This is a genomic window from Rhodococcus sp. p52, from assembly GCF_000763325.2.
GTDB classification, from domain to species: Bacteria; Actinomycetota; Actinomycetes; order Mycobacteriales; family Mycobacteriaceae; genus Rhodococcus; species Rhodococcus pyridinivorans.
This window is the reverse complement of the sequence record NZ_CP016819.1, coordinates 2,428,579-2,450,108: the sequence shown is the minus strand read 5'-3', so window position 1 is coordinate 2,450,108 and position 21,530 is coordinate 2,428,579. Positions and strand designations below refer to the sequence as shown.

20 protein-coding genes, 2 tRNA genes and 2 pseudogenes are annotated in these 21,530 nt (G+C 68.8%); 10 read left to right on the top strand and 14 right to left on the bottom strand.

What is annotated here, in order from left to right:
* Positions 1-48: 48 nt before the first annotated feature.
* Positions 49-122: transfer RNA gene (locus tag IM25_RS11485), tRNA-Leu, on the bottom strand.
* A gap of 347 nt (positions 123-469) precedes the next feature.
* On the opposite strand from IM25_RS11485, the gene IM25_RS11480 reads away from it, so the two are divergent.
* Together IM25_RS11480 and IM25_RS11475 are read left to right on the top strand one after the other, a co-directional pair.
* Positions 470-1,723, top strand: a complete 1,254-nt coding sequence (locus tag IM25_RS11480; RefSeq protein ID WP_033098270.1) for a lipase family protein — start codon at positions 470-472, stop codon at positions 1,721-1,723.
* 14 nt (positions 1,724-1,737) lie between these two features.
* Positions 1,738-2,202 (top strand): hypothetical protein, encoded by a 465-nt coding sequence (locus IM25_RS11475; RefSeq protein ID WP_033098280.1) that lies wholly within the window; start codon positions 1,738-1,740, stop codon positions 2,200-2,202.
* Between the two features lie 121 nt (positions 2,203-2,323).
* Here the strand turns inward: IM25_RS11475 and IM25_RS25460 are convergent.
* The 7 genes and pseudogenes from IM25_RS25460 to IM25_RS11445 all read right to left on the bottom strand — a co-directional run.
* Positions 2,324-2,440 (bottom strand): annotated as a pseudogene (locus IM25_RS25460) (cold shock domain-containing protein); the annotation flags it as partial.
* 12 nt (positions 2,441-2,452) lie between these two features.
* Entirely contained in the window at positions 2,453-3,397 is a 945-nt protein-coding gene (locus IM25_RS11470) for a Ppx/GppA phosphatase family protein (RefSeq protein ID WP_065996049.1), read from the bottom strand.
* Positions 3,394-3,921, bottom strand: a complete 528-nt coding sequence (locus IM25_RS11465; protein WP_006553860.1) for a DUF501 domain-containing protein — start codon at positions 3,919-3,921, stop codon at positions 3,394-3,396. The genes IM25_RS11470 and IM25_RS11465 overlap by 4 nt, the downstream gene beginning before the upstream one ends.
* Positions 3,918-4,625 carry an FtsB family cell division protein gene (locus IM25_RS11460; protein ID WP_065996048.1) on the bottom strand — a complete coding sequence of 236 codons (708 nt, stop codon included), beginning with the start codon at positions 4,623-4,625 and terminating at the stop codon, positions 3,918-3,920. The genes IM25_RS11465 and IM25_RS11460 overlap by 4 nt, the downstream gene beginning before the upstream one ends.
* A gap of 8 nt (positions 4,626-4,633) precedes the next feature.
* On the bottom strand, positions 4,634-5,920 hold the full coding sequence (gene eno, locus IM25_RS11455; protein ID WP_006553858.1) for a phosphopyruvate hydratase: 1,287 nt from the start codon (positions 5,918-5,920) through the stop codon (positions 4,634-4,636).
* A 116-nt stretch (positions 5,921-6,036) separates the two neighbouring features.
* Positions 6,037-6,813, bottom strand: a complete 777-nt coding sequence (locus tag IM25_RS11450) for a lytic murein transglycosylase (RefSeq protein ID WP_198162554.1) — start codon at positions 6,811-6,813, stop codon at positions 6,037-6,039.
* A gap of 156 nt (positions 6,814-6,969) precedes the next feature.
* On the bottom strand, positions 6,970-7,899 hold the full coding sequence (locus IM25_RS11445) for a sugar transferase (protein ID WP_082937640.1): 930 nt from the start codon (positions 7,897-7,899) through the stop codon (positions 6,970-6,972).
* Between IM25_RS11445 and IM25_RS11440 the strand changes: the two are divergent.
* The 4 genes and pseudogenes from IM25_RS11440 to IM25_RS11425 all read left to right on the top strand — a co-directional run.
* Positions 7,797-8,204, top strand: a pseudogene (locus IM25_RS11440) (methyltransferase C-terminal domain-containing protein); the annotation flags it as partial. The gene IM25_RS11445 and the pseudogene IM25_RS11440 overlap by 103 nt on opposite strands.
* Positions 8,201-8,989: a glucose-1-phosphate cytidylyltransferase gene (locus IM25_RS11435; protein ID WP_033098266.1), complete on the top strand. Its 789-nt coding sequence runs from the start codon at positions 8,201-8,203 to the stop codon at positions 8,987-8,989. The pseudogene IM25_RS11440 and the gene IM25_RS11435, both read left to right, overlap by 4 nt.
* Positions 8,990-9,025: 36 nt before the next feature.
* Positions 9,026-10,066 (top strand): NAD-dependent epimerase/dehydratase family protein, encoded by a 1,041-nt coding sequence (locus IM25_RS11430; protein ID WP_033098265.1) that lies wholly within the window; start codon positions 9,026-9,028, stop codon positions 10,064-10,066.
* Complete coding sequence (locus tag IM25_RS11425) at positions 10,063-11,175, top strand: class I SAM-dependent methyltransferase (protein WP_065996047.1); 1,113 nt, start codon at positions 10,063-10,065, stop codon at positions 11,173-11,175. Before IM25_RS11430 ends, IM25_RS11425 begins: the two co-directional genes overlap by 4 nt.
* Before the next feature lie 7 nt (positions 11,176-11,182).
* Here IM25_RS11425 and IM25_RS11420 read toward each other — a convergent pair whose 3' ends face one another.
* From IM25_RS11420 to IM25_RS11395, 6 genes are all read right to left on the bottom strand, one after another.
* Positions 11,183-11,905, bottom strand: coding sequence for a MazG family protein (locus IM25_RS11420; protein ID WP_033098263.1), 723 nt, complete (start codon positions 11,903-11,905; stop codon positions 11,183-11,185).
* Positions 11,902-15,555, bottom strand: a complete 3,654-nt coding sequence (mfd, locus tag IM25_RS11415) for a transcription-repair coupling factor (protein ID WP_065996046.1) — start codon at positions 15,553-15,555, stop codon at positions 11,902-11,904. Before mfd ends, IM25_RS11420 begins: the two co-directional genes overlap by 4 nt.
* A 139-nt stretch (positions 15,556-15,694) precedes the next feature.
* Positions 15,695-16,216, bottom strand: a complete 522-nt coding sequence (locus tag IM25_RS11410; protein ID WP_232333443.1) for a PIN domain-containing protein — start codon at positions 16,214-16,216, stop codon at positions 15,695-15,697.
* A gap of 122 nt (positions 16,217-16,338) precedes the next feature.
* A complete protein-coding gene (locus IM25_RS11405; protein WP_006553851.1) occupies positions 16,339-16,668 on the bottom strand; it encodes a helix-turn-helix domain-containing protein in 330 nt (109 codons plus the stop codon).
* The gene (locus IM25_RS11400) at positions 16,665-17,306 is read right to left on the bottom strand and encodes a ScbR family autoregulator-binding transcription factor (protein ID WP_033098277.1); all 642 of its coding nucleotides are present in this window, start codon (positions 17,304-17,306) and stop codon (positions 16,665-16,667) included. Before IM25_RS11400 ends, IM25_RS11405 begins: the two co-directional genes overlap by 4 nt.
* A gap of 83 nt (positions 17,307-17,389) precedes the next feature.
* Positions 17,390-17,995 carry a TetR/AcrR family transcriptional regulator gene (locus IM25_RS11395; protein ID WP_024103232.1) on the bottom strand — a complete coding sequence of 202 codons (606 nt, stop codon included), beginning with the start codon at positions 17,993-17,995 and terminating at the stop codon, positions 17,390-17,392.
* A gap of 192 nt (positions 17,996-18,187) precedes the next feature.
* Between IM25_RS11395 and IM25_RS11390 the strand changes: the two genes are divergently transcribed.
* From IM25_RS11390 to IM25_RS11375, 4 genes are all read left to right on the top strand, one after another.
* Positions 18,188-18,259: transfer RNA gene (locus IM25_RS11390), tRNA-Gln, on the top strand.
* 79 nt (positions 18,260-18,338) lie between these two features.
* The gene (gene glmU / locus IM25_RS11385) at positions 18,339-19,814 is read left to right on the top strand and encodes a bifunctional UDP-N-acetylglucosamine diphosphorylase/glucosamine-1-phosphate N-acetyltransferase GlmU (RefSeq protein WP_033098261.1); all 1,476 of its coding nucleotides are present in this window, start codon (positions 18,339-18,341) and stop codon (positions 19,812-19,814) included.
* The gene (locus tag IM25_RS11380) at positions 19,811-20,788 is read left to right on the top strand and encodes a ribose-phosphate diphosphokinase (RefSeq protein WP_065996045.1); all 978 of its coding nucleotides are present in this window, start codon (positions 19,811-19,813) and stop codon (positions 20,786-20,788) included. The genes glmU and IM25_RS11380 overlap by 4 nt, the downstream gene beginning before the upstream one ends.
* A 33-nt stretch (positions 20,789-20,821) precedes the next feature.
* Entirely contained in the window at positions 20,822-21,451 is a 630-nt protein-coding gene (locus tag IM25_RS11375; RefSeq protein WP_033098259.1) for a DUF2461 domain-containing protein, read from the top strand.
* Positions 21,452-21,530: the final 79 nt, after the last annotated feature.

Below are 21,530 nucleotides of genomic sequence, written 5' to 3'. Positions count from 1 at the left end.
CGGATAGCGAGAGCGGTAGCGGATGCATCGGGGACGACCCCGGACCTGTGCCCCCAGTGGGACTCGAACCCACACTGTGCGGATTTTAAGTCCGCTGCCTCTGCCAATTGGGCTATAGGGGCGTGGGGATCACATTAGCGTTCACGACTGTCCACCACCGCGCCGGGGCGCGAGGTTCTTGAAGTACCGTGCGACGGGACGGCGTTCGTATCCTGTCCCCTCGTAGACGGAGGCCGGTACAGCCCGAGGACGGGACGCCACGCCCGGAGGGAGAGATCGAGTTCGTCACTTCGTCGTTCGGCCGTGCAAGGTTCGATCCTCATTGCTCCTCGACCTCCTCGGATCCGACTTCGAGTGTGCTCCTCGCCCGGGCTGTAACGCACCTCGATTTCCGGCCGACATCCTGCGGGGAGACAAGTACACAGCGGACAGCCGGGTGGTGAACCGGGCACGAAGAGAAGGACCATGGATGCGCTTCACGACCGCACGCCCACTGACCGGGCGACTCGCCACCGCAGTAGCCGTCATGGCCCTGGCAGCGACGCCGAGCCTGGTGGCCGCACCCTCCGCACAGGCCGAAGGCATCGTCTACCCCGCGTCCGTGAACGACTCCTTCTACAGCACCCCCGACGACATCGCCGATCGGCAGCCCGGTGACGTCCTCGCCGCGCGCGTCCTTCCGCCGCCGCTCGGATTTCCCGGCACCGACGCCGTCCAGTTGAAGTTCCGGTCGACGAACTCCGCAGGCGAACCGATCTCCGCAGTGACCACCGTGCTGTCCCCTCAGGGTGGGGCGCCGGGTCGTCCGCTCGTCTCGTACCAAGCCATCATCAACGCACTCGGGCTCGAATGCGCGCCGTCGACGGCGCTGTACGCACCGAACCCGCTGCGAGGGATCCGGGAGTCTCCCGGCCTGCTCATCGCGATCCAGCGCGGCTGGTCGCTGGCCGTTCCCGATCATCTCGGACCGAACAGCGCCTACGGCGCCGCGAAGGTCGGCGGGCAGATCACCCTCGACGGCATCCGGGCCGCGCAACGCTACGCACCGCTCGAACTCGCCGACAGTCCGGTCGGCATCGCCGGCTACTCCGGCGGCGGGATGGCGACAGCGATGGCCGCAGCACTCGCCCCGACCTACGCGCCCGAGATCCCGATCGTCGGCTCCGCCTACGGTGGCGTCCCGATGGACATCGGCGAGATGGCCCGGGAACTCGGCGAATCCGCGCATCCCGCCTTCGGATTGGCGATGGCGGCCGCCCTCGGCCTCGAACGTGAGTACCCGGACCGCATGCCGGTCAGCGAGCAGCTCAACGGTGCGGGGCGGGAACTGCGCGACCGCATCGCCAACGCGTGCACCAACGAAATCCTGCTCGCCGGTGCCGGTCGCAGCATGGCCGACGTCGCCGACGCGGCGGCGGGCCTTGCCCTGCTCGACAGCCCGACCGTGCAGGAGGTGCTGATGGAGAACAGCGTCGAGAAGGTCGCGACGGTGCCGAATGCCCCGGTGTACGAGTGGCATTCACCGACCGACGTGCTGATTCCTCTCGATGCGATCTCCACGACGCTGCGCAGGTACTGCGACGCCGGGGTGGCGGTGCGGACCGAACTCGTGCCGAGCCCGGATCACATCACTGCCGCCGTGATCGGCTTGCCGGGGGCGCTGGACTTCCTCGACGGCCGATTCGCCGGCGTTGCGCCGTCGTCGGACTGCGGGATGGTATGAACACCGCTCGGAGCGTGACTGGACGACAATTCCGTCGGACGTTCGCGGTCGGCGGCATGTCGCTTGCCCTGCTCGCGGTTCTTCCGGGCACGGCGTCCGCGCACCACCAGGAGTTCGTTCCCCTGCCGACCACATACTCGTTGGGGCGGGACCACTCGGTACCGTGCAGCGGGCAGCTGACCGGCCACGTGTTCGCCCCGCACCATCGACCGGGAACGATCCTCATCGATCTGTCCTGGTCGACGTTCTTGGGCGGTTCGTGCACCATCACCGCATTCGTCAACCACTGGGGAAGCAAGAGGAACGGCGTACGCGCCCTCGAGCTGACGTCGGCTCCCGGCGAACCCGGACACGCTCCCAGCGGACAGATCAGTATCGACATCGGTTCCGGCGATGCGGGAATGACAGTGACCACGGACGGCCTCAACACGACCTATCTCGACCCCGCCCGGTTCACCACTCGTTTCACGGTGCCCTGACGGGATTTCCGGTCGTCACAATCGTTTCCGCTCGATCCGGCCAGGACATGCATCAGGCCCGCCTCGAATGACGAGGCGGGCCTGATGGTGTCTCGGATCCCCTGGGGGACGGGAGATCGAATCAGATCACGGTGATACCGGTGGCCTGGGGACCCTCGGCACCCTGGCCGATCTCGAAGCGCACGCGCTGGTTCTCGTCCAGGCTGCGGTAGCCGCCCGACTGGATCTCCGAGTAGTGCGGATCAAAGAACTAGCGGGCGACGGACAGGGCGATGCCGTCGAGGATGTCGTGCTCGCTCACGACCAGCTCGGTGATGCCGGCTCGGCGGCCGAGTTCCTCGGCGAGGACCGTGGTGATGATCGAGCCGCCGCCGATGACGTCGACGCGGCCGGGATGCATCGGGCCGAGCGCCGCGCGCTTCTCGCGGGTCGCGGCGACGAGACCGTCGCACACCTCGCGCAGGCGGTCGAACGGCACCGACGACAAGTGGATCTTCTCGGAGTCGTACTCGTCGAGTTCGAGGGCGAGCGCGGCGAGGGTGGTCATGGTGCCCGCGACACCCACCCAGGTGTGCGCCTGCTCGACCGGCACCCGCTCGAGCGCTTCGCGGATCTTGTCCGCCGCGACCTCCCGTGCCGCAGCGACCTGCGCGGCGGTCGGCGGGGCGTCGTGCAGGCACCGTTCGGTCAGCCGGACGCAGCCGATGTCGGTGGAGTAGGCGGCGTGCACACCGTCGGCGTCGCCGAGCACGACCTCGGTGGATCCGCCACCGAGATCGACGACGACGAAAGGCCCACGCGCGGAGTCGAGTTCGCCGACCGAACCAGCGAAGGACAGACGCGCCTCCTCGTCGCCGGTGATGACCTCTGCCTCGGCTCCGGGGATCACGGCACCGAGCACCTCGCGGGTCATCGCGAAGAAGTCCTCACGGTTGCTCGCGTCGCGCGTGGCCGAGGTGGCAACCATGCGAACGGCGGTGGCGCCGGTCTCGCGGATCAGGTCGGCGTACTCCACCAGCGCGACCCGCGTGCGTTCGATCGCCTCGGGTGCGAGACGACCGGTGGCGTCGACGCCCTGCCCGAGCCGCACGACCTTCATGAGGCGGGTGACGTCGGTGAGGGTGCCGTCCTTCGCGATGTCGGCGATCAGAAGGCGGATGGAGTTGGTGCCGCAGTCGATTCCCGCGACCCTCACTGTTCTTCTCCGCGCAGCTCGGCGTAGGTGGGCCAGTCGGCGGGGATCGCCGTGCCACGCAGACCGGCGTCGGCGGCGAGGGCTACGGATTCGTCGCCGAGCGGGTTGACGCCCGGTCCCTTCGCGAGCGAATGGGCGATCAGCACGTGCAGACACTTGACGCGTTCGGGCATGCCGCCGCCGGTGAAGTCGGTGCCGAGCGACTCGATCGCGTCGCGTTCGGCCAGGTACGACTCGTGGGCGCGCAGGTAGCCCGCAGCAAGTTCCTCGTCGGTGCCGAGGCGCTCGGTCATCTCCTTCATGACCCCGGCGGATTCCTGCCGGCTCGCTTCGGCTGTGAGGCGCGGGTCGGTGAGGTAGTACAGCGTCGGGAAGGGCGTGCCGTCGGGCAGCTTGGGCGCGGTCTTCACCACTCCGGGCGCACCGTCGGGGCAACGGTAGGCGATGGCCAGGACGCCGCGGGGTTCGCGCCCGAGCTGGGCGGCGACGGCGTCGAGGTCTTCTTGCGTGACGTGATCGGTCACCCGGGAACATCTCCTGGTTCTGGGGGTGCCACAGGCATCTGCTGGGGCACGGGTTCGGGCTCGGGTTCGGGTGCCGGTTCGGACACCGACAACCACAGGTCGCTGTACCAGGCGCCGGTCGTCGGCCGCTCGGGTTCGCGTTGCTCGCGTTCGGGTGGGGCGTCGCCCGGCAGTTGTACCTGGTAGGGAATGTCGCCGGGGACGACGAACCGCAGTCGCTCGCGGGCCTGGGCGCGGACCCAGGCCGGATCCTCCATGCGGGCCTTCTGCTCTTCGAGGGCCGCGATCTCCTGTTCGAGCTGCACGCGTTCGGCGGCGAGCTGCTCGGCTTCGGAACGCTGGCTCACGTAGGTGCGCAGCGGCACCGCGAGGGTGAGGGCGAGACCGCACACGACGAGGGCGAGCACCACGGCGCGGCCGGTGGACAGGCCCAGGACGGTGCGTTCGGTGCGGGGGCGGCGGGAGTCGCGGGGGGCGCCGACCCGGGGGGGGCGGGCTCGCCCCGAACCACCGGGCCGGCCGCGGCCGGGCGACGAATGAACGGGGTCCTCGCGGCCGGCCGGCCGCGCACCCGCGTTCTCGGCCGAGTGTTCGGCCGGGGCGGTAGATCCCGTGGGCCGGACCCGGCCCGGACGCCGGACGCCCGACACACCCTCGGTGCGGGTGCGCCTCGCGCCGGGACGGGATCTACCGCGTTGACTCATGCCGGCGATCAGCCCTCGACGGAGAACCGCGGGAAGGCGAGCTCGCCGGCGTAACGAGCGACGTCACCGAGGGACTCCTCGATGCGCAGCAGCTGGTTGTACTTGGCGACACGCTCGGAGCGGGCGGGCGCGCCGGTCTTGATCTGTCCGCTGCCGACGGCGACGGCGAGATCGGCGATGGTGGTGTCCTCGGTCTCGCCGGACCGGTGGCTCATCATCGTCTTGTAGCCGTTGCGGTGTGCGAGGTCGACGGCGTCGAGGGTCTCGGTGAGGGTGCCGATCTGGTTGACCTTCACGAGCAGCGCGTTCGCGGCGCCCTTGACGATGCCGTCCTCGAGGCGCTCCGGGTTGGTGACGAACAGGTCGTCGCCGACGAGCTGGATCCTGTCGCCGATCTCCTCGGTGAGCGCGACCCAGCCCTCCCAGTCGTCCTCGCTGAGCGGATCCTCGATGGAGACCAGCGGGTACTGGCCGAGCAGCTCGGCGTAGAAGGCGCCCATCTCGGCGGCCGTGCGGTTCTGGCCCTCGAACTTGTAGCCGGTGCCCTCGGTGTAGAACTCGGTGGCCGCGACGTCCAGCGCGAGCGCGACATCGCTGCCCAGCTTCAGGCCGGTCTTGGAGATCGCCTCGCTGATCAGGTCGAGCGCGGCCTTGGTGCCCGCGACGTCGGGAGCGAAGCCGCCCTCGTCGCCAAGGCCGGTGGCCAGGCCCTTGCTCTTGAGCACGGACTTGAGGGAGTGGTAGACCTCGGCACCCCAGCGGAGGGATTCCTTGAAGGTCGGGGCGCCGATCGGGGCGACCATGAACTCCTGGACGTCGACGCCCGTGTCGGCGTGGGCGCCGCCGTTGAGGATGTTCATCATCGGAACGGGAAGGATGTGGGCGTTCGGGCCGCCGACGTAGCGGAACAGCTCGAGTCCGGACGACTCCGCGCCGGCCTTCGCGACGGCGAGCGACGCGCCGAGCAGGGCGTTCGCGCCGAGACGGCCCTTGTCGGGGGTGCCGTCGGCGTCGAGGAGTGCCTGGTCGACGGTGCGCTGCTCGGTGGCGTCGAGGCCGATGATGGCCGGGCCGATCTCGGCGAGAACCGCCTCGACGGCCTTCTCGACACCCTTGCCGAGGTAACGCTCGCCGCCGTCACGCAGCTCGACGGCCTCGTGCTCGCCGGTGGAGGCGCCCGACGGCACTGCAGCGCGGGCGAAACTTCCGTCCTCGAGCAGCACCTCGACCTCGACCGTGGGGTTGCCACGGGAGTCGAGGATTTCGCGGGCTCCTACCTGCTCAATGATGGCCACTGGCTGATTCTCCTTCGATGGACTGTCACGCTGCGGTGTCTGCACGCTGGGGACAGCCTAACGGTCGCGACCTGCGTGTGAGGCACAGGCGCGCTCGAGGCCCGGCGCGGTGCCGTCTACGGCCGCACTCCCACGCCGTAGGCGGCGGCGCGGTCGCGGACGAGCATCAGGTATTCGGTGGAGCGGTTGTAAGCCATCAGGGCGTTCGTCCAGCCCTCCGCGGTGGTCAGGTCGCCTCCGCGGTCGCACAGATAGCGGCCTGCGGTCAGGGCCGCGTCGTCGATGTTGTCGGGGTCGGCGATGCCGTCGCCGTTCGCGTCGACACCCCACCGTTCCCAGGTCTCGGGGATGAACTGCATCGGCCCGACCGCCCGGTCGAGCACCGGGTCGCCGTCGAGGCGGCCACCGTCGGTGTCGCGGATCTCGGCGTTGCCCCGGGTGCCGTCGAGCGGGACACCCCGGATGGGCGGTGAGACGCTGCCGTCGGATCCGAGGGAGGCGCCGCCGAACCGTCCGTGGCTGCTCTCCACGTTGCCGATGCCGGCGAGGGTCGTCCACGACAGGCCGCAGTCGGGGGTGCCGACGGCCAGGACGGCCGCCGCGTGCCCGTACGCCTCGAGTGCGGTGGTGGGGATGCCCAGCTCCCGCGATTGGGGTTCGGCCCAGGCGGCGAGCTGCGCGGCTGTGCGGCCGGGACCGTTCACGTCGATGGGCGGAACGGGCAGACCGGGTGCCGGCGGGACGCCGTCGGGGATCTCGACGGACGGTCGCGGGGGTGAGTGCAGAGCGGACTCGACCGCCACGAAGACGACGGCGACGAGTGCACTGAGCAGGACCACCGGCCACAGCCAGCGTCGGGGTTCTCGATCGGACGGCCCCCCTCCATATTCCATACGGGACGAAAACCCCTTGTAGACGAACCGGCAGACGCACCGGCGCCGACGATCCCGCCTGATCGTCGGTGCCGGTCTCGGAGGGTGGAATCCGCGAGGGGTCGGACTCCACCGTTGTCTCTGACTCTGTCTCTACTGTCTCGACAGCGGTCTCCCTCAATATGCGCCGTCCCCGCTGAGAACGGCCCGGATCGTGCGGCGCAGGATCGACAGGTCGAGCATGAAGGTCCAGTTCTCGACGTACCGCAGATCGGCCCGTACCGACTCGTCCCAGGACAGATTGCTGCGTCCGCTGACCTGCCACAGTCCCGTCACACCCGGTTTGACGAACAACCGCCGCGCCGCGCCGTCCTCTCCGTACCGGGCGACCTCGCATTCGAGCGGTGGGCGCGGGCCGACGAGCGACATGTCGCCCTTGACCACGTTGAACAGTTGCGGCAGTTCGTCGAGCGAGTACCGCCGGATGAAGCGGCCGACCCTGGTGACCCGCGGGTCCTCGCGGACCTTGAACAGCACTCCGGCACCGATGTCGTGATCGGCGATGTCGTCCTTGTGCTCGTCGGCGCCGACGACCATGCTGCGGAACTTGTACATCGTGAACGGGGTTCCGCCGCGTCCCACCCGTTGCTGACGGAAGAGGATCGGTCCTCTGCTGCCGACCTTGATCGCGACCGCGACGGCGAGCAGTGCCGGCGCGATCACCATCAGGATCAGCACCGCGAGGACCCGATCGAAGACGTTCTTCACGATCCAGGCCGGGCCGCTGTAGCTGGGGGCGCTCATCTGCAACAGGGGCAGCCCCTCGAGCGGGGAGATGTGCAGGCGCGGGCCGACGACGTCCATGAGCACAGGGGCGATGAGGAGCTCGGCACCGATCTTCTCGAGGTCCCAGCTGAGTCTGCGTGTCCGCGCGTGCGGCCACCGACCGGAGGGCAGGAGTGCGACGGCCTCGAAGTTGTGCTGCTCGGCGACGGCCAGGACGTTACTTCCGGCTCGAACCGCTCGCGCGTACCTCCCGCCTGGAGCTGTTGCGCTTCCTCCTGCAGTGCCGCGAGGACGGTCTGTCGGTGGTCGGCTACGGTGCACCCGGCAAGGGCAACACCCTGCTGAACTACTGCGGAATCCGACCGGACCTGTTGTCCTACACCGTCGACCGGAATCCGTACAAGCACGGACGCTTCACCCCGGGGACCCGGATCCCCATCGAGCCCGTCGAGCGGATCGCCCAGGACCGGCCGGACATCGTCCTCGCACTGCCCTGGAACCTCGAACCCGAGCTGACCCGCCAGCTCGCCTACATCGCGGACTGGGGCGGACATCTCGTCTTCCCCCTCCCCACCATCCACACGGCCATCGGTGAACCCGAACTGTCCTGGAGGACCACATCATGAAGGTTGTACTGTTCTGCGGCGGTTACGGCATGCGCATGCGCAACGATCGCAACGACCAGATCCCCAAGCCCATGCAGATGGTCGGTCCGCGCCCCATCCTGTGGCACATCATGCGCTACTACGCGCACTTCGGGCACAAGGAGTTCATCCTCTGCCTCGGCTACGGCGCATCCAAGATCAAGGAGTTCTTCCTCGACTACCACGAGGAACAGTCCAACGACTTCGTCCTGCACGGCAACCGGGTCGACTGCCTCAGCACCGACATCAGCGACTGGAAGATCACCTTCGTCGACACCGGACTCGAATCGGCGATCGGCGAACGCCTGCGCCGCGTCCGCCGATATCTCGACGGCGACGAGCACTTCCTCGCGAACTACGCGGACGTGCTGACCGATGCCCCGCTCGACGACATGATCGAGGCGTTCCACACGTCCGGGGCCACGGCCTCCATGCTCGTCGTGCCCCCGCAGTCGTCCTTCCACTGCGTCGACGTCGCGGAGAACGGCGAGATCAAGGAGATCACCCCGGTCAGCAACTTCCCCATCTGGGAGAACGGCGGATATTTCGTCCTGAACCAGGCAATCTTCGACCTGTTGCCACCCGGCGGCGACCTCGTCGCCGACGTGTGCGGACCGCTCGCAGGCCAGGGGAAACTGTTCGGCTATCGCCACTTCGGGTTCTGGAAGCCGGCCGACACCTTCAAGGAACGCGCCGAACTCGACGACAACTTCGCACGCGGTATCCATCCGTGGACGGTGTGGGAGACACCGGCGGTGACCTCGTGAACCTCATGACCGCCGACGATCCCGGGAGAGATTGACATGCGCGTACTCGTCACAGGGCACAAGGGATATCTCGGATCCGTCATGGTGCCCGAACTGCTCGCCCGCGGTCACGAGGTCGTCGGTCTCGACACGGGACTCTTCGCGGAATGCACTCTCGGCACGGCACCGCAGGATCCGCCCGGCATGACCGTCGACATCCGCGATGTGGGAACCGAGCACCTCACCGGGTTCGACGCCGTCGTCCACCTGGCGGCGTTGTCGAACGACCCGCTCGGTGCGTTCGCACCCGAGATCACCTACGACATCAACCATCTCGGATCCGTCCACCTCGCCAGGTGCGCGAAGGAGGCCGGTGTGCGCCGGTTCCTCTACGCGTCGACCTGTTCGGTGTACGGAAGTGCGGGCGACGATCTCGTGGACGAGAGTGCTCCGCTCCGGCCGCTCACGCCCTACGCCGTGAGCAAGGTCCGGGTCGAGGACGACGTGGCGGCCCTGGCCGATTCGGGCTTCTGTCCCGTCTTCCTCCGCAACGCCACAGCCTTCGGATACTCGCCACGGCTCCGCGCGGACATCGTCGTGAACAATCTCGTCGGCACCGCGGTGCTCACCGGCGAGGTGCGCGTGCTGTCGGACGGCACCCCGTGGCGTCCCCTCGTTCACGCGAAGGACATCGCCCTCGCGTTCGCGTGTGCCCTCACCGCACCGGAGAGCGATGTGCACTGCGCCGCCTTCAATGTCGGCACCGAATCCAACAACGTCCGCGTACGCGACATCGCCGAGTCCGTCACCCGCGCGGTCCCCGGGTCGTTCGTCTCCATCACCGGCGAGACCGGTCCCGACCCACGCTCGTATCGTGTGGACTTCTCGGCTATCCGCCACGCCATGCCGGCCTTCGTTCCGTCGTGGAGTGTCGACGCAGGCGCTGCCGAACTGTTCCGTCACTTCGTCGCCGACGGCCTCACGAAGGAGGACTTCACCCAGCGCTTCACGCGTCTGGCACATCTGCGGCGGCTGTCCGATGCGGGACGCCTCGACCCGACGCTGCGGCCACGGCCGGCGGGCGTGTTCCGCGAATGAACAGGTGCCGCGCGTGCGGCCACGATCGCCTCGAGCGAGTCCTCGATCTCGGAGCGGTCCCGCCCGCCGATTACTTTCCACCCGGGGACTCGCCTCCTTTCCCCGCCGAATCAGCCCACGAACTGGCGATGGTTCTGTGTACCGGCTGCGGACTGGCGCAGCTGGCGGACGACGACACCGTCCCGGACGAACCCCGCGGCATCGAGCCGGAGGCGCTGCGCGAGCAGGCCCGCGAGGCCGTCGAGGTCGTCGAGCGGGCGGGCCGGCTGAAGGGCCGCACGGTGATCGAGTTCGGCAGTCCGCACGGCGGCACCTGGCTCCCCCTGCTGATCGAACGCGGTTTCCAGCCCGCCTTCCCCGGGGCCGCCGCGCCCCTGGTCCTCGACAGCTTCGGCATCATGCACGAAGCCGATCAGCGCGCGGCATTCCTCAAACGCGCGGCGGCGCTCTCCCCCGACGGTGTGCTGCTGCTCCAGTTCCACACCCTCTCCGCCATCGTGTCGCAGGGCCAGTGGAACGCCCTGCGGCACGGTCATTTCGCGTACTACTCACTGACCGCACTGCGGCGACTGCTCGAGGACGTGGGACTGCACATCTCCGAGGCCTGGACCTTCGACCTCTACGGCGGCACCGTGCTGGTCGCTGCCGAACGGGATCCGTGGACGAATGCGGGACTGAGTGCACGCCGGATCCTCGCCGCCGAACGGGCGACCGGCATCACGAGCGCTGCGACACTCCGCACCCTGCAACGGCAGGCCGACCGCCAGGTGGACGAACTGGTCTCCTGGCTGCGCAAGTCGGCCGCCGAACACCGACGGGTCTTCGCCTACGGCGCGGCTTCCCGGGCCGTGGCACTGTTCGCTCGTGCGGGTGTCGACCGCTCCGTCATGGAGGCCGTCGCCGACGGCTCACCGGCGAAGGCCGGACGGCGAATGCCGGGAACGGACGTCCCGATCGTCGACCTCACCGCTCTGCGCGATGCATCCCCCGATTGCATCCTGCTCACCATCCCCGATCTGCTCCCCGAAGTGCGGGCGCAGTTCCCGGAGTTCGAGGGCCGCTGGTGTATTCCACCCGACAGCCGGCACGGGGTCCGGTGGGTCGGGTGAGACACATTCAGGCGCGGTGCTCGTCTGCGGGTCCCCCGCGGTGCTCGTCTGCGGGTCCCCCGCGGTGCTCGCCGGCGGGTGCCCAGTAGCGACGCCACGCATCCTCGTCGAGCCCGCCGTGCGGAACTCCGTCGGTGTGCGCGGCCTTCTCCGCCGCCCGGATCGATCCGGCGAACGCGAGAATCGCCGATCGGAGCGTCGACTCCGTGTCGCCCGTGCCTGTGATCCGGACGACCCGCAACGTCTCGGGCACCAGGTCCTCCGGGAAACCCGCTCGCATCGCGCGTTCGATCACCTTGTCGGCCAGGGAGAGTGCGGGCTGCGCCATCGCGATCCCGTCGAGGCACGACGTGCGTGCCTTCTCCGTCTTCTTCGCGATCTCCCACGCCGCTTCCTGCTCCGTGACGTCGAGCGGACCGGTGTGCCCGTTGGTCAGGTGCGGGCTGCGCGCGGCCAGCTTGGCGACGAGCGTCGCCGCCACGTCGTCGACCGTGAACTGCCCGTTCGCCTCGGCGATCCGGGAGTGGAACAGCACCTGCAGCAGCAGGTCGCCGAGTTCTTCGCGGAGTTCGTCCGGATCACCCGACTCGACGGCGTCGAGAACCTCGTAGGTCTCCTCGATCAGATAGCGGCGCAGACTCTCGTGGGTCTGGGTGACCTCCCATCCCCCGAACGACCACAGTCTGTCCATCACGGCCGCCGCCTCGGCGAGAGCGGTGTAGTCGGTCATGCATTCACCGTCGCCGCGCTGTTCAGGTCCACCGAGCCTTGCGGCTTGCCGTCGAGGGCGAGCAGGAAGTCGGCGATGTACTGCAGCAGCGCCACGTCGCGCACCCGATCCGATCCGACCCCGCCGGTCCGCGGGATCGGCAGCTGCACGAGACCGCTCGTCGCGCGGTACTGCGCTCCCGGGTACAACCGCTTGAGCCGCATCTGCTTCGAGTCGGGCAGCTCCATCGGCGAGATCCGGATCTGGGTGCCGGTGACCGCGACCTCCTCGAGGCCGTACTCGCGGCACAGCAACCGCACCCGGCCGACGGACACGAGCCGCTGCACCTCATCGGGCAGCGGACCGTAACGGTCGACGAGTTCGTCGACGACCGTGGCGATCGCGGCGTCGTCGTTCGCGGCGGCGAGCTTGCGGTACGCCTCGAGGCGCAGCCGGTCGGATGCGACGTAGTCGGCCGGGATGTGCGCGTCGACGGGAAGGTCGATCCGCACCTCCTTGGGCGTTTCGTCGGTGGTGACCGTGCGGCCGTCGGCCGCGGCCCGGTATGCCTCGACGGCCTCGCCGACGAGCCGCACGTACAGGTCGAAGCCCACGCCGGCGACGTGGCCGGACTGTTCGGCACCGAGAACGTTACCGGCGCCGCGGATCTCGAGGTCCTTCATGGCCACGGCCATACCCGCGCCGAGATCGGAGTTCTGCGAGATCGTGGCGAGTCGGTCGTAGGCGGTCTCCGTCAGCGGCTTCTCCGCCGGGTACAGGAAGTACGCGTAGCCGCGCTCACGCGAACGCCCGACGCGGCCGCGCAACTGGTGCAGCTGCGACAGACCGAGCGAATCCGCACGTTCGACGATGAGCGTGTTGGCGTTCGAGATGTCGAGGCCGGTCTCGACGATCGTCGTGCACACCAGCACGTCGAACTCGCGCTGCCAGAAGCCCTGCACCGTCTTCTCGAGCGTCTCCTCGTTCATCTGCCCGTGCGCGACCGCGACCCGCGCCTCGGGGACGAGATCGCGGAGTCGCTTGGCGGCCTTGTCGATCGAGCTCACCCGGTTGTGGACGTAGAAGACCTGGCCGTCGCGCAGCAGCTCTCGGCGGATCGCCGCGGCGACCTGCTTGTCGTTGTAGGCACCCACATAGGTGAGGATCGGGTGCCGCTCCTCGGGCGGGGTGAGGATGGTCGACATCTCGCGGATCCCGGCCATGCTCATCTCGAGGGTTCGCGGAATCGGTGTGGCCGACATCGTGAGCACGTCGACGTGCGTGCGCAGCGCCTTGATGTGTTCCTTGTGCTCGACGCCGAAACGCTGCTCCTCGTCGACGATCACGAGACCGAGGTCCTTCCAGCGGATCCCGGTCTGGAGCAGGCGGTGGGTGCCGACGACGATGTCGACGGTGCCGTCGGCCATGCCCTCGGTGATCGCGCGCGAATCGGATGCGTCGGTGAACCGGCTCAGCCCCTTCACCGTCACGGGGAAAGCCGCCATCCGCTCGGTGAAGGTCTGCAGGTGCTGCTGCGCGAGCAGGGTCGTGGGGACGAGCACCGCGACCTGCTTGCCGTCCTGCACGGCCTTGAAGGCCGCACGCACCGCGATCTCGGTCTTGCCGTAGCCGACGTCGCCGATCACGACGCGGTCCATCGGCACCGCCTTCTCCATGTCGGCCTTGACCTCGGAGATCACCGTGAGCTGGTCCTGTGTCTCCGTGAAGGGGAAGGCGTCCTCCATCTCCTTCTGCCACGGCGAGTCGGGCGCGAAGGCATGGCCGGGCGAGGCCTGCCGCGCCGCGTACAGCCGCACGAGCTCGCCCGCGATCTCGCGAACCGCCTTGCGCGCCTTGCGCTTGGTGTTGGCCCAGTCGGATCCGCCGAGCTTGCTGACGGACGGCAGCTCACCGCCGACGTACCGAGAGAGCTGGTCGAGCTGCTCCATCGGCACGAACAGCTTGTCGCCGGGCTGGCCCCGCTTGCCGGGCGCGTACTCGATGACGAGATACTCGCGGCGGGCACCACCGACCGTGCGCTCGACCATCTCGACGAACTTGCCGATGCCGTGCTGGTCGTGGACGACGAAGTCACCGGCGTTCAGGGCGAGCGGGTCGACCTGGTTGCGACGCTTGACTGGAGTCTTGCGGCCCTCGGTGACCACGCGGTTACCGGTGAGGTCGGCCTCGGTGACGACCACCAGCCCCGGCACCACGTTGTCGTCGTTGCCGGGGAGGACGACGCCCTCGTGCAGGCAACCGCGCATGACGCCGACCTGCCCGCGCACCGGTTCGGTGCCCGGTTCGAGCTTCGCGGCGGGGACCTCGTTCTCCTTCAGCCGCTCGAGGATGCGCTGTCCGGTGCCCGCACCGGCGACGACGATCACCGCGCGGCCCCCCGCGGTGACGTGGGCGCGCAGGTTCACGAACAGCATCGACAGCAGGTCCTCGGAGCCGCGGACCTCGGGGGCCGGCTGCACGTCGAGGACGAGTTCGGTGTCGGCACCGGAGGCGAGCGGGCTGAGCGTCCACCACGGTCTGCCCGCGGCCTGCGCGGCCTCGCGCACCTGACGCAGCGACCGGTAGGCCGACGCGCCGAGATCGAGCTTCCGGCCGTCCACCCCGTTGAGGTTCGAGGTGTCGAGCGGCGCCGCACCACCGATCGAGGCGGCCGTCCACGACGCCTCGAGGAACTCCTGCCCGGTGCGGGCGAGATCGCTCGCACGGGTGCGGACCTTCTCCGGGTCGCAGATCAGCACGTGCGCCCCGGCGGGCAGAACGTCGGTGAGCAACTGCAACTCGCCGGGCTGCAGCACCGGCAGCAACGCTTCCATGCCCTCGACGGGGATGCCGCCGGCCATCTTGTCGAGCATCTCGACGAGCGCCGCATCGGCCGGGTTGTCCTCGGCGAGCTGCGCGGCGCGGGCCTTGACCTCGTCGGTGAGCAGCAGTTCGCGGCACGGCGGCGCGACGAGCACCGGCACGTCGACCTCGGAGATCGAACGCTGGTCGGCGACGGAGAAGCAGCGAAGTTCGGTGACCTCGTCGCCCCAGAACTCGACGCGGACCGGATGGTCGGCGGTGGGCGGGAAGACGTCGAGGATGCCGCCGCGCACCGCGAACTCACCGCGCTTGCCGACCATGTCGACGCGGGTGTACGCCAGTTCGACGAGCCGCTCGACGAGTTCCTCGAAGTCGTGTTCGGTGCCGACCCGCAGCGTGACGGGGTCGATCTCGCCGAGTCCGGGAGCCATCGGCTGCACCAGCGACCGCACGGTGGCGACGACGACCCGCAGTGCGGGCCCGAGATCGCGATCGTCGGGACGCGCGAGGCGACGCAGGACGTGCAGGCGACGGCCGACCGTGTCGGCGCTCGGCGACAGGCGCTCGTGCGGCAAGGTCTCCCACGAGGGGAACTGCGTGACGCCCTCGCCGAACATCTCGGTGAGTTCGGCGGTGAGATCGTCGGCCTCGCGTCCGGTGGCGGTGACCACGAGCAGAGGTGTCTTCTCGGCCAGCGCCGCCGCGACGAACGGCCGCGCGGCGGGTGGGGCGACGATCTCCTGTTCGGCGGAACCGGCGAGCTCGCCGATCCTGCGCAGTCTGTCGTCGGCCAGCGCGATCCGCGCCAATCCGGACAGTGGGACAGCGGCCGGGGGCACAGCAGACAAGGAAGGCGCTCCTGAGTGTGGGACGAGAACCTTGTCGAGTCTATTCCGCTGTTCCCCGCGCGTCACCGCGCCGGGGGCGTGAAACGCGCTACCGCGCCGGGGCGTGAAACGCGCTACCGCGCCGGGGGCGTGAAACGCGCTACCGCGCCGGGGGCGCGAGGAGGTCGGCGCTGTTTGCACCGAGGTCGCGCGCGGCCCACTCGGCCAGCCGTGCGAACAGTTCGTCGTCGTCCGCCTCGCGCCGGGTGTCATCGTCGGCGAGCCAGCGACGGCGCACCATTCTCAGCAGTGCCGCGCGGGTGCGGACGGGATCGGCGTCGAGCGCGAAGGTGACGAAAGCGTCGGGTGTCCACGCTTCGATACCCGATCGTTCCAGTGCCCCGGTGAGCTCGGGGTCGGCGGTGACGACGGCGTCGGCGTGGCACAGCAGCGCCACCGAGGTCACGTGTGCCTCCCTCGGTCCCGTCACGTGCGGCACCTCGCGGAGCACGGTGGTGGGCCAGACCACCCGGGCGTCGGGGAAGGCGCGGTCGAGTTCGGCGAAGAGGAAGTCGCGGGCGGGACGCAGCAGTTCCTGCGGCAGTCGGCGGTCCACTTCCGCGATGATTCCGTCGCTCCAGAAGGGTTGGTAGAGGCCGTCTTCGGTAAGGGCGAGCGCCACATCGCGCAGGCGGGGCGGGCGAGGACCGTCGCATCGAGCACCACTCGAACCGGCATCGTCACCCTTCGTCGAACCGTCGGAACGGACCGTACCGTGCTGCCGCGGCGGGCCGCGGCATGCTGTCAGAACGGGTCGTACAGTCCTTCGCGCCGCGTGAGATCGGCGAGTCCGTCGAGGACGGTCGTGACCACCTCCGCCTGCTGCTTCGCGAGGTCGAGGACGTCGGAGCGCAACACCCGCCGGTGCAGGCCGTGGAAGTCGGCGGAGAGTGCGCCCGTGTCGACCAGGCGCGCGACGTGCCGGCGGGAGCAGCCGAGGACGTCGGCGGCCTGGGCGATGGTGAGCAACGACGGCACGACACCGATCGTCACGGCGGTGTCGGACCCGAACCGGTCGAGCAGCCCCGCCAGCGCCGCGGGGGCCTCCTCGGCGGAGAACGGCCCGAAGGTCACGACTGCAGCCGCAGACGGCGCTCCACGAACTGCCGGAAGTATTCGAGCTTGTTCGCCGGCACCAGCGCGGGCAGGATCATCTGCCACATCGCACCGGTCTGCTCTGCGAGCCGTTCGGTCGCCTTGAGAGCGTTCGCCATGATCCGGGCGCCCATCGCCTGTTCGAGCAGCAGCAGGGAGACCGCGTGGACGTCGACGTCCTCGACGAGGTCGCCCTCGTCGGCGGCCCGGGCCGCGAGCTCCTGCAGGTTGTTCTGCCAGATCTCGTAGGGCCGGTGCTCGGTGCCCTGGTAGTCGCCGATCTCGACCAGCAGCCGGAACATCGCCCGCACCACGGAATCGGTCTCGGACATGTCGACGTGCAGGACCGACAGGTCGATCAGTGTCTCGAGCGCCGGGGAACGGCGGTCCATCTTGGACTCGGCGGCGGCCTCGAAGCGGAGATAGCCGGAGTCGATCACCCCGCGCGCCAGTTCTTCCTTCGAACCGAAGTGGAAGTACAGCGCACCCTTGGTGACGCCGGCCTCCTCGATGATGTCGCCCAGGTTCGCGTCCGCGTACCCGTCGCGCACGAAGATCGTCGCTGCGCCCTGCAGCACCGATTCGCGTGTCACCTCTGCGCGTACTTGTCGTCCCACCACAGCCTGCCTTCTCACGGGTATCCCAACGATAACGCCGCTTACCTGAAAGTAGAGAGCAGACGGTCCCGGAAACGAGAGGACTATTCGGAAACCGGGGGTTCCCCGAGCTTCGGGTCCGCTTCCAGACCGATGAGGCCGTTCCAGCACAGGTTCACGAGGTGGGCCGCGACGTCCTCCTTCGACGGAGTGCGGCGGTCGAGCCACCACGTCGCGGTGGTGGCGACCATGCCGACGAGAGCCTGGGCGTAGAGCGGAGCGAACTCCGGGTTGAGCCCCCGCCGGGAGAAGTCGCCGGTCAACAGCTTCCCCACCTGACGCATCGCCTCGTTGAGCAGACTCGAATAGGTGCCTTCCTCGGCGGACATCGGCGAGTCGCGCACGAGGATGCGGAAGCCGTCGGTGCGCTCCTCTATGTAGGTGAGCAGAGCGAGCGCGGCCCGCTCGACGCGGATCCTCGACCGGTTGCGGGTGAGGCTCTCGGTGACCATCGACATCAGCACGGTCATCTCGCGGTCCACGACCACCGCGTAGAGACCTTCCTTACCGCCGAAGTGCTCGTAGACGACCGGCTTGGAGACCTGCGCCCGCTGGGCTATCTCCTCGATGGAGGTGCCCTCGTAGCCGCGCTCGGCGAACAGGGCGCGACCGATTTCGATGAGCTGTTCCCGACGCTGCGTGCCCGTCATCCGGATCCGCGGAGTGCGCTCGGTTCGCTTCTGCGACGCCTGCGACACAGGTCCTCCTTCGGCGGCGGGACGTACTCGAACGTTCGACAGCCTATCCATTCCCGATCGCGCCACCCCAGGTTCGACGTCGACGCCGTCTCGTGCGAGGATCAGGGGCGCACGCCCGCCGGTTCCGCCGCGGGGGTGTGGCAATCCGCCGTGGTGTAATCGGCAGCACCTCTGATTTTGGTTCAGATAGTTCAGGTTCGAGTCCTGGCGGCGGAGCGGGAACCGTCCCGGGGAGCCTCAGTGCTTCCCCGGTGTACGCACGGACCGGCGTACAGAAACGTGTCGAGGGAGCTACATGCAGGTGCAGACCGCGATCGTCGTGCTGGCAGCCGGAGCAGGAACAAGGATGCGGTCGAAGACACCGAAGGTGTTGCACACCCTCGGTGGACGCACGATGCTCGCTCACTCCCTGTACGCCGCCGCCGCACTCGGACCCGACCATCTCGTCACCGTCGTCGGGCACCGCCGCGAGGAGGTCTCCGCCGAGGTGAGCGCCGTCGCCGCGGATCTCGACCGCGAGATCCGGGTGACCGTCCAGGAGGAACAGCTCGGCACCGGCCACGCCGTGGAGTGCGGCCTCGGTGCCCTCCCCGACGACTTCGACGGCACGGTCGTCGTCACCGCCGGCGACGTCCCGCTGCTCCGCTCCGACACCCTGCAGGAACTGCTCGACGCGCACCTCGACACCGAACCTGCCGCCGTCACCGTCCTCACCACGACGGTGTCCGAGCCGACCGGCTACGGACGCATCGTGCGCACCACCGACGGCGACGTCGCCGGGATCGTCGAGGAGAAGGACGCCTCGCCGACGCAGCGCGCGATCCAGGAGATCAACACGGGCGTGTACGCCTTCGACGCGGCCGCGCTGCGATCCGCGCTCGGCAAGCTGAGCGCCGACAACTCGCAGGGCGAGCTGTACCTGACCGACGTCGTGAAGATCGCCCGCAACGAGGGCCACACCGTCCGCGGACTCCACACCGACGACGCGGTGCAGGTCTCCGGCGTCAACGACCGCGTCCAGCTCGCCGCACTGACCACCGAACTCAACCGGCGCCTGCTCGAGCACTGGATGCGCGAGGGTGTCACGGTGATCGACCCGGCTTCGACGTGGATCGACGTCGACGTCGTGCTCGGCGCCGACGTCACCATCCACCCGGGTGTGCAGTTGCGCGGCCGCACGGTGATCGCCGACGACGCGGAGGTCGGCCCCGACACGACGCTGACCGACGTGCAGGTCGGCGCCGGCGCCACCGTGGTGCGCACCCACGGCTCCGACGCCGTGATCGGCGCGGAGGCCACCGTCGGCCCGTTCACCTACCTGCGCCCCGGCACCGAACTCGGCGCGTGCGGCAAGCTCGGTGCCTTCGTCGAGACGAAGAACGCGCAGATCGGAGCGCATTCGAAGGTCCCCCACCTCACTTATGTCGGCGACGCGGAGATCGGCGAGCACTCCAACATCGGGGCATCGAGCGTGTTCGTCAACTACGACGGGGTGAAGAAGTACCGCACGGTCGTCGGATCGCATGTCCGGACCGGGTCGGACACTATGTTCGTCGCTCCCCTCACGGTGGGCGACGGCGCCTACACGGGCGCCGGAACAGTACTCCGTCGCGACGTTCCTCCGGGGGCGCTGGCGGTGTCGGGTACGCCACAGCGCAATATTGACGGGTGGGTCCAGCGAAATCGCGCCGGTACCCCCGCTGCCGAGGCAGCATCGAGAGCACAGCAGCCGCACGACCACGATCGCCAGAAGGACGGCCAGAACCAGTGACCAATTGGATCGACAACCAGAAGAACTTGATGCTCTTCTCCGGCCGGGCCCATCCCGAGCTGGCAGAGCAGGTCGCGAAGGAACTGGGCGTCCCCCTCACCCCGCAGACGGCACGGGACTTCGCGAACGGTGAGACGTTCGTGCGTTTCGAGGAGTCGGTGCGCGGTTCGGATGCCTTCGTGCTGCAGAGCCATCCGTTCCCGCTGAACCAGTGGGTCATGGAGCAGCTCATCATGATCGACGCGCTCAAGCGTGGTTCGGCCAAGCGCATCACCGCGATCCTGCCGTTCTACCCCTACGCCCGTCAGGACAAGAAGCACCGCGGCCGCGAGCCCATCTCCGGCCGCCTGATCGCCGATCTGCTCAAGACCGCCGGCGCCGACCGCATCATCACGGTCGACCTGCACACCGATCAGATCCAGGGCTTCTTCGACGGTCCGGTCGACCACATGCACGCACAGGGCCAGCTCGCCGAGTACATCCGCGGCAAGTACGGCGTCGAGAACATCGCCGTGGTCTCCCCCGACTCCGGTCGCGTGCGGGTGGCCGAGAAGTGGGCCGACACCCTCGGTGGCGCGCCGCTGGCGTTCATCCACAAGACCCGCGACCCGCTGGTGCCCAACCAGGTCAAGTCGAACCGCGTGGTCGGTGAGGTCGACGGCCGCACCTGCATCCTGATCGACGACATGATCGACACCGGTGGCACCATCGCCGGCGCCGTGAAGATCCTCAAGGAGGCCGGCGCGGGCGACGTCATCATCGCCGCCACCCACGGTGTGCTCTCCGACCCGGCCGCCGAGCGCCTCGCTTCGTGCGGCGCCAAGGAGGTCATCGTCACCAACACGCTGCCGATCCCGCCGGAGAAGCAGTTCGACTGCCTCACCGTGCTGTCGATCGCTCCGCTGCTCGCGCAGACGATCCGCGAGGTCTTCGAGAACGGCTCGGTCACCTCGCTGTTCAACGGGGGCGCCTGACCTTCCGCTCGACGACGGGGCAGACTTGTCCGGGTGTTCACCGGATTTCCCGTCGCGGCCCTCGACTTCTACGACGATCTCGAGGCCGACAACAGCAAAGCATTCTGGGCCGCGCACAAGGCCGTCTACGACGACTGCGTGCGCGGCCCGATGCTTGCCCTACTTGCGGAACTCGAGGAGGAGTTCGGGGAGGGCAAGGCCTTCCGCCCGTACCGCGACGTGCGGTTCAGCAAGGACAAGCTGCCGTACAAGACCCACCAGGGCGGATTCGCCTCCGTCGCGCAGAGCGTCGGCTACTACGTCGAGATCAACGCCGCCGGATTGCGGGTCGCCGCCGGCCTGTTCCACGGCTCGTCCGATCAGATCGCCGGTTACCGGACCGGGGTCGATCACGACCGTCGCGGCCCCGAGCTCGGGAGGATCGTGCGCAAGCTCGAACGCGCGGGATACGAGATCGGCGGCGACCGGTTGAAGTCCCGGCCGCGCGGCGTGGGCGCCGATCATCCCCGCATCGAACTCATGCGTCACCGGTCGCTGTGGGCCGGTCGCACCGAGATCTCCCCGCCGTGGATCGACAGTCCGCGCACCCTCGAGGAGGTGCGTTCGGCGTGGCGTGAGTTCCGGCCGCTGGTGCGCTGGCTCACCGCTGCTACCACAACGTGATCCGGCAGACCGGGTGGTATGGAAATGCTGTGTGGCGCAATGGTTTGAAGGACGCGCCGGGACGGGGATGATCTTCGTC

What these genes read in the sequence shown, in the direction of transcription:
- IM25_RS11435 (WP_033098266.1), top strand. Translation starts at nt 8,201, where the DNA reads ATGAAGGTTGTACTGTTCTGCGGCGGTTACGGCATGCGCATGCGCAAC.
- IM25_RS11450 (WP_198162554.1), bottom strand. Translation starts at nt 6,813, where the DNA reads ATGGAATATGGAGGGGGGCCGTCCGATCGAGAACCCCGACGCTGGCTG.
- IM25_RS11420 (WP_033098263.1), bottom strand. Translation starts at nt 11,905, where the DNA reads ATGACCGACTACACCGCTCTCGCCGAGGCGGCGGCCGTGATGGACAGA.
- glmU (WP_033098261.1), top strand. Translation starts at nt 18,339, where the DNA reads ATGCAGGTGCAGACCGCGATCGTCGTGCTGGCAGCCGGAGCAGGAACA.
- IM25_RS11430 (WP_033098265.1), top strand. Translation starts at nt 9,026, where the DNA reads ATGCGCGTACTCGTCACAGGGCACAAGGGATATCTCGGATCCGTCATG.
- IM25_RS11425 (WP_065996047.1), top strand. Translation starts at nt 10,063, where the DNA reads ATGAACAGGTGCCGCGCGTGCGGCCACGATCGCCTCGAGCGAGTCCTC.
- IM25_RS11480 (WP_033098270.1), top strand. Translation starts at nt 470, where the DNA reads ATGCGCTTCACGACCGCACGCCCACTGACCGGGCGACTCGCCACCGCA.
- IM25_RS11395 (WP_024103232.1), bottom strand. Translation starts at nt 17,995, where the DNA reads ATGACGGGCACGCAGCGTCGGGAACAGCTCATCGAAATCGGTCGCGCC.
- IM25_RS11460 (WP_065996048.1), bottom strand. Translation starts at nt 4,625, where the DNA reads ATGAGTCAACGCGGTAGATCCCGTCCCGGCGCGAGGCGCACCCGCACC.